This is a genomic window from Sphingomonas sp. Leaf412 (assembly GCF_001425405.1).
Taxonomy (GTDB): Bacteria; Pseudomonadota; Alphaproteobacteria; order Sphingomonadales; family Sphingomonadaceae; genus Sphingomonas.
In genome coordinates, this window is sequence record NZ_LMQP01000003.1 from 559,113 (window position 1) to 570,885 (window position 11,773).

Annotated in this window: 14 protein-coding genes; 4 read left to right on the top strand and 10 right to left on the bottom strand. The window is 69.6% G+C overall.

The features are described from left to right. Positions 1-31: 31 nt before the first annotated feature. From rfbA to cysS, 5 genes are all read right to left on the bottom strand, one after another. Entirely contained in the window at positions 32-901 is an 870-nt protein-coding gene (gene rfbA / locus ASG29_RS09790) for a glucose-1-phosphate thymidylyltransferase RfbA (RefSeq protein WP_055983262.1), read from the bottom strand. Then, positions 898-1,782, bottom strand: a complete 885-nt coding sequence (gene rfbD / locus ASG29_RS09795; protein WP_055983264.1) for a dTDP-4-dehydrorhamnose reductase — start codon at positions 1,780-1,782, stop codon at positions 898-900. Before rfbD ends, rfbA begins: the two co-directional genes overlap by 4 nt. Positions 1,783-1,886: 104 nt before the next feature. Beyond that, the gene (rfbB, locus tag ASG29_RS09800; RefSeq protein WP_055983266.1) at positions 1,887-2,939 is read right to left on the bottom strand and encodes a dTDP-glucose 4,6-dehydratase; all 1,053 of its coding nucleotides are present in this window, start codon (positions 2,937-2,939) and stop codon (positions 1,887-1,889) included. A 9-nt stretch (positions 2,940-2,948) separates the two neighbouring features. After that, positions 2,949-3,509 (bottom strand): dTDP-4-dehydrorhamnose 3,5-epimerase, encoded by a 561-nt coding sequence (rfbC, locus tag ASG29_RS09805; protein WP_055983268.1) that lies wholly within the window; start codon positions 3,507-3,509, stop codon positions 2,949-2,951. An 85-nt stretch (positions 3,510-3,594) separates the two neighbouring features. After that, the gene (gene cysS / locus ASG29_RS09810; protein ID WP_055983270.1) at positions 3,595-5,013 is read right to left on the bottom strand and encodes a cysteine--tRNA ligase; all 1,419 of its coding nucleotides are present in this window, start codon (positions 5,011-5,013) and stop codon (positions 3,595-3,597) included. Between the two features lie 107 nt (positions 5,014-5,120). On the opposite strand from cysS, the gene ASG29_RS09815 reads away from it, so the two are divergent. From ASG29_RS09815 to ASG29_RS09825, 3 genes are all read left to right on the top strand, one after another. Next, complete coding sequence (locus ASG29_RS09815) at positions 5,121-5,963, top strand: carbon-nitrogen hydrolase family protein (RefSeq protein ID WP_055983272.1); 843 nt, start codon at positions 5,121-5,123, stop codon at positions 5,961-5,963. A gap of 95 nt (positions 5,964-6,058) precedes the next feature. Next, entirely contained in the window at positions 6,059-6,265 is a 207-nt protein-coding gene (gene rpsU / locus ASG29_RS09820) for a 30S ribosomal protein S21 (RefSeq protein WP_055983274.1), read from the top strand. A 96-nt stretch (positions 6,266-6,361) separates the two neighbouring features. Next, complete coding sequence (locus tag ASG29_RS09825) at positions 6,362-6,928, top strand: FKBP-type peptidyl-prolyl cis-trans isomerase (RefSeq protein ID WP_055985394.1); 567 nt, start codon at positions 6,362-6,364, stop codon at positions 6,926-6,928. A 5-nt stretch (positions 6,929-6,933) separates the two neighbouring features. On the opposite strand, the gene ASG29_RS09830 is transcribed toward ASG29_RS09825, so the two are convergent. Beyond that, positions 6,934-7,710 (bottom strand): metallophosphoesterase family protein, encoded by a 777-nt coding sequence (locus ASG29_RS09830; RefSeq protein ID WP_055985396.1) that lies wholly within the window; start codon positions 7,708-7,710, stop codon positions 6,934-6,936. Between the two features lie 101 nt (positions 7,711-7,811). Between ASG29_RS09830 and galU the strand changes: the two genes are divergently transcribed. Then, positions 7,812-8,675, top strand: a complete 864-nt coding sequence (gene galU / locus ASG29_RS09835; protein WP_055983276.1) for a UTP--glucose-1-phosphate uridylyltransferase GalU — start codon at positions 7,812-7,814, stop codon at positions 8,673-8,675. Here galU and ASG29_RS09840 read toward each other — a convergent pair. The 4 genes from ASG29_RS09840 to coaBC form a co-directional block, all read right to left on the bottom strand. After that, positions 8,664-9,425, bottom strand: a complete 762-nt coding sequence (locus ASG29_RS09840; protein ID WP_055985399.1) for a HesA/MoeB/ThiF family protein — start codon at positions 9,423-9,425, stop codon at positions 8,664-8,666. The genes galU and ASG29_RS09840 overlap by 12 nt on opposite strands. 84 nt (positions 9,426-9,509) lie before the next feature. Next, the gene (locus ASG29_RS09845) at positions 9,510-9,755 is read right to left on the bottom strand and encodes a hypothetical protein (RefSeq protein ID WP_055983277.1); all 246 of its coding nucleotides are present in this window, start codon (positions 9,753-9,755) and stop codon (positions 9,510-9,512) included. A 218-nt stretch (positions 9,756-9,973) separates the two neighbouring features. After that, on the bottom strand, positions 9,974-10,420 hold the full coding sequence (dut, locus tag ASG29_RS09850) for a dUTP diphosphatase (RefSeq protein WP_055983279.1): 447 nt from the start codon (positions 10,418-10,420) through the stop codon (positions 9,974-9,976). Positions 10,421-10,513: 93 nt separating this feature from the next. After that, the gene (gene coaBC / locus ASG29_RS09855) at positions 10,514-11,710 is read right to left on the bottom strand and encodes a bifunctional phosphopantothenoylcysteine decarboxylase/phosphopantothenate--cysteine ligase CoaBC (protein ID WP_055983281.1); all 1,197 of its coding nucleotides are present in this window, start codon (positions 11,708-11,710) and stop codon (positions 10,514-10,516) included. Positions 11,711-11,773 lie beyond the last annotated feature (63 nt).

Below are 11,773 nucleotides of genomic sequence, written 5' to 3' on the forward strand. Positions count from 1 at the left end.
CCTTCGACTTCGCTCAGGGCGAACGGGTTTGCTACCGCCCCTCCACCGCGGCGATGATGGCGCGGCCGTAGGCGGTCTTGCTCAGCGCCTCGCCACGCGCGCGCGCCTGGTCGGCGGTGATGAAGCCCATTTCGAACGCGATCTCCTCCAGGCACGCGACCTGGATTCCCTGGCGGTGCTGGATCGTGCGCACGAACTCGCTCGCCTCCAGCAGGCTGTCGTGGGTGCCGGTGTCGAGCCAGGCATAGCCGCGCCCCATCTGCTCGACGTGCAGGTCGCCCGCCTCCATGTACAGCCGGTTGAGGTCGGTGATCTCATACTCCCCGCGCGCCGACGGGGCGAGGTCGCGCGCCAGCTGCACGACGCGATTGTCGTAGAAATACAGGCCCGTAACCGCGAGGTTCGATTTGGGCACCGCGGGCTTCTCTTCCAGGCTGATCGCCTTGCCGCCGTCACCCATCTCCACCACGCCGTAACGCTCGGGATCGTCGACGCGATAGCTGAACACCGTCGCGCCGCCGTCGCGCGCGACCGCGCTGGCCAGCAGGTCGGTCAGGTTCGCGCCGAAGAAGATGTTGTCGCCCAGCACCAGCGCGACGCGGTCGTCGCCGATGAAGTCCGCGCCGATCGTGAACGCCTGCGCCAGCCCCTCGGGCTTCGGCTGCTCGGCATAGGTCATCGTCAGGCCCCAGTCGGACCCGTCGCCGAACATCCGCCGGTAATTGGGCAGGAATTCGGGGCTGGAGATGATGAGGATGTCGCGGATCCCCGCCAGCATCAGGACGCTGAGCGGGTAATAGATCATCGGCTTGTCGTACACCGGCAGCAACTGCTTGTTGATCGCCAGCGTCGCCGGGTGGAGCCGGGTGCCGGAGCCGCCGGCCAGGATGATGCCCTTCATGCAGGTGCTCCCAAAAGTTCGTCGATGATGTCGTCCAGCGCGACGCGCCAGTCGCGCGGCTGGATGCAGAAGTCGCGCACCAGCGTATCGTGGCTCAGCCGCGAATGCGCCGGGCGCGTGGCGGGCACGGGATAGTCCGCGGTGGTGATGCCCGCCACCTCGGGCGACGGCCCGCCGTGCCGCTGCGCGGACGCGAAGATCGCGCGCGCGAAGCCGGCCCAGGTCGTCTCGCCCGCATTGGTGAAATGCCACGTCCCCGCGAGCGTGGCATCGTCCGCCATCCGCATCGCGATCGTCGCCAGCGCCGCGGCGAGGTCCGCCGCACTGGTCGGCGCGCCGTATTGGTCGTCCACCACGGTCAGCCGCTCGCGCTCGGCGCCGAGCCGCAGCATCGTCCTGATGAAATTATGCCCGTGCGGCGACACGACCCAGCTGGTCCGCACGATCGCATGCCGCGGGCACCCGGTCCGCACCGCCAGCTCGCCGCCCAGCTTCGACGCGCCATACACGTTCAGCGGCCTGACCGCGTCGTCGGTCGCCCATCCGCCAGCGTTCGTCCCGTCGAACACGTAATCGGTCGATACCTGCACCAGCGGAATGTCCGCCGCGCGGCACGCCTTTGCGAACGCCGCGGGCGCCAGCGCGTTGACTGCCCAGGCGGTGACGAGATCGTCCTCCGCCTTGTCCACCGCGGTATAGGCCGCGCCGTTGACGACCGCCGCCCACGGGCGCGACGCCACCAGCGCCTGGATCGCGGCGGTATCGCTCAGGTCGAGGTCCTCGATATCGACCGCGTGCACGCCCCAGCCGTCGGGCCAGGCATGACGCCGCAATTCGGTGCCCAGCTGCCCGTTGGCGCCGGTGACGAGGATGGTGTTCATGTCGGCTTACTTTCCCTTCCGTTCGGGCTGAGCGAAGTCGAAGCCCATGCGCGACCGTCGGCGCATACCCTTCGACTTCGCTCAGGGCGAACGGCTGTTGCGCGTTACGCCGCCACGCCCCGCCGCTCGGACGCCTTCGCCGCGACCAGCGGTCGCCACCAGTCCTCGTTCGCCAGATACCATGCCACCGTCTTCGCGATCCCGCTCTCGAACGTCTCCGCCGGCTCCCAGCCCAGCTCGTCCCTGATCCGCGACGCGTCGATGGCGTAGCGCTTGTCGTGCCCCGGCCGGTCCGCGACATAGCCGATCTGCTCGGCATAGGATTTCCCGTCGCCACGCGGGCGCAACCGGTCGAGGATCGCGCACACCGCCTGCACGACCTCCAGATTCTGCTTCTCGTTGTTGCCGCCGACATTGTACGTCCGGCCCACCGCGCCCGCCTCGAACACGCGGCGCAGCGCGCGGACGTGATCCTCGACGTACAGCCAGTCGCGCACCTGATCGCCCTTGCCGTACACGGGCAGCGTCTCCCCAGCCAACGCCTTCACGATCATCAGCGGGATCAGCTTTTCCGGGAAATGGTACGGCCCGTAATTGTTCGAGCAATTGGTGATGAGCACCGGCAGGCCGTACGTATGCCCCCACGCGCTGACGAGATGGTCCGACCCCGCCTTCGACGCCGAATAGGGGCTGCGCGGATCATACGGCGTCTCCTCGGTGAACAGCCCGGTGTCGCCCAGCGATCCGTACACCTCGTCGGTGGAGATGTGGTGGAAGCGGAACGCCGCCTTCGCATCGCCGTCGAGGCCCTGCCAGTAGCTGCGCGCCGCGGACAGCATCGTGAACGTGCCGACCAGATTCGTCTGGATGAACGCGTCCGGCCCGTCGATCGAGCGGTCGACATGGCTCTCCGCCGCCAGGTGCGTGACGACGTCGGGGCGGAAATCGCGGATCGCCGCATCCACCGCCGCGCGGTCGCAGATGTCGCCCTGCACGAATTCGTAGCGGTTCGACTTCGACACGCCGTCCACCGTCGACAGCGTGCCCGCATAGGTCAATTTGTCGAAGTTCAGCACCGCGTGATCGCTGTCGTCGATCAGGTGCCGGACCAGCGCGGAGCCGATGAACCCGGCGCCGCCGGTGACGAAGATACGCATGGATGGCCTTCAGGAAAGGGGAAGGAGAGGGCGCCCGTCATAGTCGAACGGACTGTCGAATTCGTGCAGCGACGCCAGGACGCCGTCCTTGTCGCTCAACTCGGGCGTCGTGCCCGCGGGCAGCGGCCAGTCGATCCCGACACTGTCCCAGCGGATACCGCCGTCGCTCTGCGGCGCGTACAGCGCGGAGCATTTGTACACGACCTCGCAATCGGGCTCCAGCGTCAGGAACGCGTGCGCGAAGCCGACCGGCACGAACAGCTGGTGCCCGTTGTCCGCCGACAGTTCCGCACCCACCCATTTGCCATAGGTCGGCGATTCGCGCCGCACGTCCACCGCCACGTCGAAGATCCGCCCGCGGATGCACCGGACCAGTTTGTCCTGCGCATCGGGCGGCGTCTGGAAATGCAGCCCGCGCAGCGTGAACGCCGGCACCGACAGCGAATGATTGTCCTGCACGAACCGGACGTCGATGCCCCGCGCGTGGAACGCCGCCTCGTTGTACGTTTCGGTGAACCAACCGCGCGCATCGCCGAAACGCCGCGGTTCGATAAGCTGGACGGGATTCATGCCGCCGCCGATAGCCCAGGAAGCGACGGGTTCCAACAGCTCCTTCGTGCGACTCGGCGCTGCCTCAGAGCGCGCGGAGCGTGGATCACACCCGCCAGTCCCACCCCAGCGGGTCCCCGTCCATCACCTCGACTCCGGCCGCCGCCAGTTCGTCGCGGATCGCGTCCGACCGCGGGTAATCCTTCGCCACCCGCGCCTCGCGTCGCTCCGCCAGCCGCGCCGCGATTTCGTCCTCGTCGATCGTCGCATCCGCGGGCCGCACGCGCAGCGCCGCGCGCGTCAGCGTCGACAGCCCCAGCCCCAGCAGGTCGTCGAAATCCGCGAGCGCCGCCACGCGCGCCTGCGGCGACAGCGCCTTGTCCGCCAGCATCGCGTCCAGCACCGTCAGCGCGCGCGGCGTCGCCAGATCGTCGCTCAGCGCCGCGTCGAGCTGGTCGCGATACGTGCCCGCATCGTCCCGCCCCCTGCCGTCGCCGCGATCGCGCAACGCGCCGACCGCCTGCACCAGCCGCTTCAACCGCACCTGCGCCGCCGCCAGCCCGTCCCAGCCGAACTCCAGCTCGCTGCGATAATGCGCCTGAAGGCACATCATCCGGTACGCCAGCGGGTGGAAACCGCGGTCGACCAGCCGTTGCAGCGTCAGGAACCCGCCCGAGGATTTGGACATCTTCCCCGTACGATCGACCAGGAAGTTGTTGTGCATCCACACCTTCGCGCCCGGATCGCCGCAATCGCAATGCGCCTGGTTCTGCGCGATCTCGTTCGGGTGGTGGATCTCGCGATGGTCGATCCCGCCGGTGTGGATGTCGAACGGCAGGCCGAGATATTTCGCGCTCATGACGGAGCATTCCAGATGCCACCCCGGCGCCCCGCGGCCCCACGGCGAATCCCATTCCATCTGCCGCTGCTCGCCCGGCGGGCTGGTGCGCCAGATCGCGAAGTCCTGCGGATGCCGCTTCCCCGCCACCGCCTCGATCCGTCCCTCCGCCGCGTCATGCGCGGCGCCCGCCAGCGCGCCGTAATGCGGCACGGTCGACACGTCGAAATACAGGCCGTCGTCCAGGCGATAGCAATGCCCGGCCTCCATGCGGACGCCCCATTCGATCATTTCCGCCACATGGTCGGTCGCCTTGGGCATGTGCGTCGGGCGGCGGATGTTCAGCGCGGCCAGGTTATCCTCGAACGCCTGCGTGTAATGCGCCGCGATCGCCCAGATGTCGCGGCCGCTCGCCTTCGCCGCGGCCTCCATCTTGTCGTCGCCCGCGTCGGCGTCGCTGGTCAGGTGGCCGACGTCGGTGATGTTCAGGACATGGGTCAGCCGCAGGCCCTTCCACGTCAGCACGCGCGACAGCGTGTCGGTGAAGACATAGGCGCGCAGATTGCCGACATGCGCGTAATTGTAGACCGTCGGCCCGCACGAATAGACGCGGGCATGGCCCGGCTCGATCGGCGCGAAGGGTTCGGTGGTACGGGTCAGGCTGTTGTGGAGGACAAGCGGCGTCATGCCACGCCCCTTATCCGCTCGTGCGCGACCGCGCGAGGGCCACGACGCCCCGCCCGGCGACCGCGACGGACTTTGCCCCGTCGGCGGCGACGCGCTACATCCACGCTATGACCCGCATCGCGATCGTCCAGACCAGCACCGGCATCGATCCCACCGCGAACGCCGCGCATCTGGCCGACGCCATCGCGCGGGCGGCGGCGGGCGGGGCGCGGATGGCGTTCACGCCCGAAATGTCCGGCCTGCTCGATCGCGACCGCACCCGCGCCGCCGCCGCGATCCGGACCGAGGCGGACGACCCCGTCCTCGCCACCGTGCGCGAGGCCGCGGCGCGCCACGGCCTGTGGGTCCATCTCGGCTCGCTCGCGCTGCGGCGCGACGACGGCCGCTACGCCAATCGCGGGTTCGTGATCGATTCGGACGGCGCGGTCCGGGCGCGCTACGACAAATTGCACCTGTTCGACGTCGACCTGCCGACCGGCGAAAGCTGGCGCGAATCGGCCGCCTACGCACCGGGCGACCGGGCGGTCGTGGTCGATACGCCCGCGGGCCGGCTGGGCCTGTCGATCTGCTACGACCTGCGCTTCGCCGATCTGTATCGCGCGTTGAGCGATGCGGGCGCGACGATCCTGTCGGTGCCCGCCGCCTTCACCCGCCCGACCGGCGCGGCGCACTGGCATGTCCTGCTGCGCGCGCGGGCGATCGAATCGGCGGCATGGCTGGTCGCCGCGGCGCAGACCGGCCGCCACGCCGATGGCCGGGAGACGTACGGCCATTCGCTCGCGATCGATCCCTGGGGTCAGGTCGCGGTCGACGCGGGCGAGGAGGTCGGCATCACCTTCGCCGAGGTCGATCCGGCCGCGGTCGCCGACGTCCGCGCGCGCATCCCGGTCCTGGCGCATCGCCGCGCGATTCCGGCGGTGGAGCAGGCGCGGGCGATCTTGCCTACATGAAAAGCACCTGTTAGGTGCAGTCCGTTCGGCGCAGGCTTGCCTGTCGCCGCCTTAGCCGTTTTATATTTTCCGTTTCACCGGAGTTCCGTGGTTCCATGCAGATCATCGTCCGCGACAACAACGTCGACCAGGCCCTGCGCGCGCTCAAGAAGAAGTTGCAGCGCGAGGGTGTGTATCGCGAGATGAAGCTGCGCCGGCACTACGAGAAGCCGTCGGAGAAGCGTGCGCGCGAACGCGCCGCCGCGATCCGCCGCGCGCGCAAGCTGGAGCGCAAGCGCGCCGAGCGCGACGGCGCCCGGTAAGCACCGGTTCGCGCCACGACGTGGCGTGAACTTCGTAAACTTCCGGCGGTGATCGAAACGGGACCGTTCCCGGCGCCGCCTATCGGGGCCGTCGCCATGTCCACCGTCACCGCCGTTCCGCTGGCTCCCGTGAAGCGCGCCTACCTCGTCTGGCTGTGGCTCGGACTGGCGCTCGCGCTCGTCGCGGGCGTGGCGCTGGCGAAGGCGGGCGACACCGGGATCAAGGCGACGCCGTCGGGCCTGCGCTACCAGGTGCTGGCCCCCGGCACCGGGACGGCCCGGCCCACCGATGCGGACGTCGCGCTGGTGAATTACACCGGCAAGCTGGCCGACGGCACCGTGTTCGACAAGTCGCAGCAGCCGACGCCGCTGCCGGTCGCGGGCATGATAAAGGGCTTCAGCGAAGGGCTGAAGCTGATGCCGAAGGGGGCGAAGTACCGTTTCTGGATCGCGCCGGAGCTGGGCTACGGCCCGCAGGCGAACGGCCCCATTCCCGCGAATTCGACGCTGACCTTCGATGTCGAGCTGGTCGACTTCCTGCCCGAAGCGACGCTGCGCGCGCTTCAGCAGCAACAGCAGATGATGGGCGGCGCGGGCGGTGGTGCGCCCGGCGGTGCCCCTGGCGGCGCAATGCCCCCCGGCGCGGAAATGCCCGGCCGCTGACGGTCCTAGCGAAGGTCGCCCGGCACGCTCATCTCCCACGTCGCCGCGCCCTCCATGCCCAGCGCGGTCAGCCGTCCGCCGGGCATGTAGGCGCCGGTGTCGATCCCGATCCGGTGCGGACGATAGTCCACCGCTTCGCTGATCGTATGGCCGTGGACGATCATCGCGCCCAGCGGCTTGCCATGTCCCAGGAACGGCTCCCTGATCCAGCGCAGGTCGGATTCGCGCTGCGCGTCCAATGCCCGGTCCGGGTGGACCCCGGCATGGACCAGCAGGTAGCCGCCCACCGCCACCGACGGCTCGAACCCGGACAGGAAGGCGACGTGGTCGGCGGGCACGTGCTGCGCCAGCCACGCCGACAGTTCCGCATGGTCCATCCGCTCGTAGTCGGGCGCCGACAGGCCGTAGCTCAGCGCGGTTTCCCGCCCGCCGACGCGGCAGAACATGCGCGTCGACTTCGCCTCCCCGGCGACGGCGCCCAGGAAGATCTCCTCATGGTTGCCGAAGACGAACCGCACGCCCGGCCGCTCCCGGGACAATCGCAACAAATCCTCGACCACCCCCGCCGAATCGGGGCCGCGGTCGACCAGGTCGCCCAGGAACACGATCCGCGTGTCCGCCGGTCCACGCTCGCGGTCGTCGGCCGCGATCAGATCCAGCAATTCGGACAGCGCGGCGCGGGATCCGTGGATATCCCCGACCGCATAGACGCGCTGCCCTGCCGGCACTTCTGCCGTCACACGGGCAGGCGCCGTCACCGCACGCAACAACTTCTTCAGCATCACGGGCACCTAGGGTGCCGCATCGGGCGACGCAACCGTCGCGAAACCCCTTGCGCCGATCCGCGATGCCGATAGTCGGTCGGGCAGGACAAGGAGCTTCCATGACGATCAAGCCCGTTCGCAAGGCCGTCTTCCCCGTCGCCGGCCTCGGCACCCGTTTCCTTCCCGCGACGAAGGCGATGCCGAAGGAGATGCTGACCGTCGTCGACAAGCCGCTGATCCAATATGCGGTGGAAGAGGCGCTGGAGGCGGGGATCGAGCAGATCATCTTCGTCACCGGGCGCAACAAGTCGGCGATCGAGGACCATTTCGACATCGCCTACGAACTGGAAGACACGATGCGCGCGCGCGGCAAGTCGCTCGCCGCGATCGACGGCATCCGCATGGAGCCGGGCAGCCCGGTCTACATCCGTCAGCAGGAGCCGCTGGGGCTGGGCCATGCCGTGTGGTGCGCGCGCGAGATCGTCGGCGACGAACCCTTCGCGGTGCTCCTCCCCGACGAACTGATGGTCGGCGGCTGCCTGCGCCAGATGGTCGACGCCTATGCGCGCGTCGGCGGCAACATCGTCGCCGCGCTGGAGGTGCCGGCGGAGGAGACGCACAAATACGGCGTCATCGCACCGGGGGCGGAGGACGGTCGCCTGGTCGGGATCGAGGCGCTGGTCGAGAAGCCCGCGCAGGGCAGCGCGCCGTCGAACCTGATGATTCCGGGCCGCTACATCCTCCAGCCGGAGGTGATGCGCATCCTGGATGCGAAGCAGACCGGGGCGGGGGGCGAGATCCAGCTGACCGACGCGATGGCGCAGCTGATCGGGAAGCAGCCGTTCCACGGTTTCCGCTTCACCGGCGACCGCCACGATTGCGGGGACAAGGCGGGGTATATCCAGGCGAACCTGGCCCTGGCGCTCGCCCGCGACGACCTGGCGCCGCAGGTCCGCGACTTCGCGCGCGCGCTACTGGCCTGAACAGCCGGGGCAGCCGGGGTCCTTGGGCAGCCGCAACGTCCGGAACCGCAGCGACAGCAGGTCGGCCAGCACGATGCTGCCCGCCGGATCGTCGCCGAACGGGACGACCGCGCGGATCGCCTCCAGCGCGGCCAGGCTGCCGAACACGCCCGCCACCGGCCCCAGCACGCCCGCCTCGGCGCAGCTGACGCCGTCGCGGTCGGGCGCATCGCCCACGAAGCAGCGGTAGCAGGGGCGATCCGCCTCCCACCCGCGGAACACGCCCAACTGCCCCTCGAACTGACCGATCGCGGCGGACACGAGCGGAATCCGCCGTGCGAGCGCCGCGTCCGCGACGAGCAGCCGGGTCGCGAAATTGTCGCAGCCGTCGATGACGACGTCCGCCCCGTCCAGCGCGGCGGCGATGGTGGACGAATCGATCCGGACGTCCATCGCCTCGACCGTGACATGGGGATTCAGCGCGGTCACGCGCGCCGCGGCCCGGACCGCCTTGGCCGCGCCCAGGTCGGCACCGTCGAACAGCGTCTGGCGCTGGAGATTGGACAGGTCGACGCGGTCGTCGTCGATCAGGCGCAGGCGCCCGAAGCCCGCGGCGGCGGCGTACTGGATCGCGGGACTGCCGATCCCGCCGCATCCCACGATCGCCAGCGTCGCGGCGCGCAACCGCCGCTGCCCGGCGCCGCCGACCTCGCGCAGCACGATGTGGCGCGCATATCGGGTCAGTTCGTCGGGGGAGAGGGGATCGGCCATCGCGCGGACATAGGCGCGCGCGACAGGCAAAAAAATAGCGGCCCGCGAAGGCCGCTATTTCTTTTATCGGTCGAACCGACGGACTTAGTTGCTGTCCGCGTCGTCGTCCTCGTCGGCAACGATGATGATGCCCGCGACGACGGCGGCAGCCGCCAGGATCGCGACGATCACGCCGCCACCGGCCAGCTCGTTCTTCTTCGACGTTGCCGACGCGGCGCGAACCGACTTGGCAACCGACAGGCTAGCCGCCGAATTGGCAGGCGCGGCAACCGCAGGTGCGGCGGCCATGGAAACCGCGGCGGCGGTCAGGAAAAGCTTCCCAAGACGCATGTTGAACTCCCTTTGTGCTCGTCAGCGAGGCCATGGCACGAACATTCGGCCAGAGCAACCCGTCAACCTTTGTGGTGGGAAAACGCTCCCGAACCGATGCGATGCGGCAACACCATTGCCGCGCCGTGGGTCTAAACAGGGTTAAGGGTTAAGAAAAACCCCCAAACGCGCCCGTCGCGCGAAAAAAACGACGAGTGGTGGGGCAGCATTCCCGCGCATCACCTGCCGGTGGAGCCGAAGCCTCTGGAACCGCGCGACGTATCGTCCAGCGCGTCCACTTCCTCCATCGTCGCGCAAAGTACGGGGGCGGGCACCAATTGTGCGATCCTGTCGCCGCGCGCGATCGGGAAGGGATCGGCCCCCAGATTCGCGAGGATCACCTTCACCTCCCCGCGATAGTCGGAATCGATCGTCCCCGGGGTGTTCAGGCACGTGACCCCGTGCTTCAGCGCCAGGCCCGAGCGCGGCCGCACCTGCACCTCGTATCCCGGCGGGATCGCCATCGCGAAACCGGTCGCGACGGCATGGCGCGCGCCGGGCGCCAGCATCAGGTCCTCCGCCGCGACGACGTCCATCCCCGCCGCCCCCGCGGTGGCATAGGCGGGGACGGGCAGGTCGCGGCCATGTGGCAGGCGGAGGAGGCGGATCGCGATCGCGTGTGTCATGCGCGCGTCCTAGCCGACAATCGCCGGGCGTTGGAAGACGATCGCCGCCGGCGCCGCGGTCCCGCCGTCAGGCATCGTCCAGTGACCCCGCCGTCAGGCATCGTCCCGCGACAAGGTGTCCGCGATCCGCGCCGCCAGTCGCCGCGCGACCTCCTCCTTGGGCAACGGCGCCCACGCCTCCTGCCCGTCGGCGGTCACGATATGGACCGCGTTGGTGCCGCCCCCCATCACGTCGCCGGACACGTCGTTGGCCACGATCCAGTCCGCGCCCTTGCGCGCCAGCTTCGCGACCGCATTCGCGACCACGTCCTGCGTCTCCGCCGCGAATCCCACGACCAGTCGGGGGCGGCGCGGTCCCTTCGCCAGCGTGGCGAGGATGTCGGGATTCTCGACCAGGCGCAGCGGGACGGGCGCGTCGCCCGCCTTCTTCAGCTTGTGCGCGGCCTCATCCGCCGCGCGCCAGTCCGCCACCGCGGCGACCATCACCGCGGCATCGGCGGGCAGGGCGTCGTCGACCGCCGCCGCCATCTCGCGCGCGGATTCCACGTCGACCCGATCGACCCCCACCGGCGTGGGCAGCGTCACCGGCCCGGACACCAGCGTCACCCGCGCGCCCAGCGCGGCGAGCGCGCCCGCGATGGCATAGCCCTGCTTCCCCGAGGAGCGGTTGGCGATGTAGCGGACGGGATCGATCGGTTCGTGCGTCGGCCCTGCGGTCACCAGGACGTGGCGACCGGCCAGCGGCCCTCCCGCCTCGCCGCCCAGCATCGCCGCGATGCGGTGCAGGATCGCGGGCGGTTCGGGCAGGCGTCCGGGGCCGAACTCGCCGCATGCCATCGCGCCCTCGTCGGGCGTCATCACGGTGACGCCGTCGGCGCGCAGCGTGGCGACGTTGCGCTGCGTGGCGGGGTGCTGCCACATCCGCACGTTCATCGCCGGCGCGGCAAGCACCGGCGTATCGGTCGCGAGCAGGACGGTGGTGGCCAGATCGTCCGCGATCCCCGCCGCCATCCGCGCCATCAGGTCCGCGGTGGCGGGTGCGACGACGATCAGGTCCGCCTCGCGGCTGAGCTGGATATGGCCCATCTCCGCCTCGTCCTTCAGGTCCCACAACGTCGTGAAGACCTGGCTCTCGCTCAGCGCGGCCAGGGTCATCGGCGTGACGAAATGCGCCCCGCCCTCGGTCAGGATGCAGCGGACGCGGTGGCCGGCCTTGCGCAGGCCGCGCACGATCTCGCACGCCTTGTAGGCCGCGATGCCGCCGCCGACGATCAGGAGGATGCGTTTCATCGGGCGATCATAGTCCAGCCTGCGCGCCGGGCGAAGTCGAAGTCCGCGATCGGCTGGGGACGA

Coding starts and splice junctions, on each gene's coding strand:
- coaBC (WP_055983281.1), bottom strand. CDS start 11,710: ATGAAACGCATCCTCCTGATCGTCGGCGGCGGCATCGCGGCCTACAAG.
- rfbB (WP_055983266.1), bottom strand. CDS start 2,939: ATGCGTATCTTCGTCACCGGCGGCGCCGGGTTCATCGGCTCCGCGCTG.
- ASG29_RS09825 (WP_055985394.1), top strand. CDS start 6,362: ATGTCCACCGTCACCGCCGTTCCGCTGGCTCCCGTGAAGCGCGCCTAC.
- cysS (WP_055983270.1), bottom strand. CDS start 5,013: ATGACGCCGCTTGTCCTCCACAACAGCCTGACCCGTACCACCGAACCC.
- rfbD (WP_055983264.1), bottom strand. CDS start 1,782: ATGAACACCATCCTCGTCACCGGCGCCAACGGGCAGCTGGGCACCGAA.
- dut (WP_055983279.1), bottom strand. CDS start 10,420: ATGACACACGCGATCGCGATCCGCCTCCTCCGCCTGCCACATGGCCGC.
- ASG29_RS09840 (WP_055985399.1), bottom strand. CDS start 9,425: ATGGCCGATCCCCTCTCCCCCGACGAACTGACCCGATATGCGCGCCAC.
- galU (WP_055983276.1), top strand. CDS start 7,812: ATGACGATCAAGCCCGTTCGCAAGGCCGTCTTCCCCGTCGCCGGCCTC.
- ASG29_RS09815 (WP_055983272.1), top strand. CDS start 5,121: ATGACCCGCATCGCGATCGTCCAGACCAGCACCGGCATCGATCCCACC.
- ASG29_RS09845 (WP_055983277.1), bottom strand. CDS start 9,755: ATGCGTCTTGGGAAGCTTTTCCTGACCGCCGCCGCGGTTTCCATGGCC.
- rfbC (WP_055983268.1), bottom strand. CDS start 3,509: ATGAATCCCGTCCAGCTTATCGAACCGCGGCGTTTCGGCGATGCGCGC.
- rfbA (WP_055983262.1), bottom strand. CDS start 901: ATGAAGGGCATCATCCTGGCCGGCGGCTCCGGCACCCGGCTCCACCCG.
- rpsU (WP_055983274.1), top strand. CDS start 6,059: ATGCAGATCATCGTCCGCGACAACAACGTCGACCAGGCCCTGCGCGCG.
- ASG29_RS09830 (WP_055985396.1), bottom strand. CDS start 7,710: ATGCTGAAGAAGTTGTTGCGTGCGGTGACGGCGCCTGCCCGTGTGACG.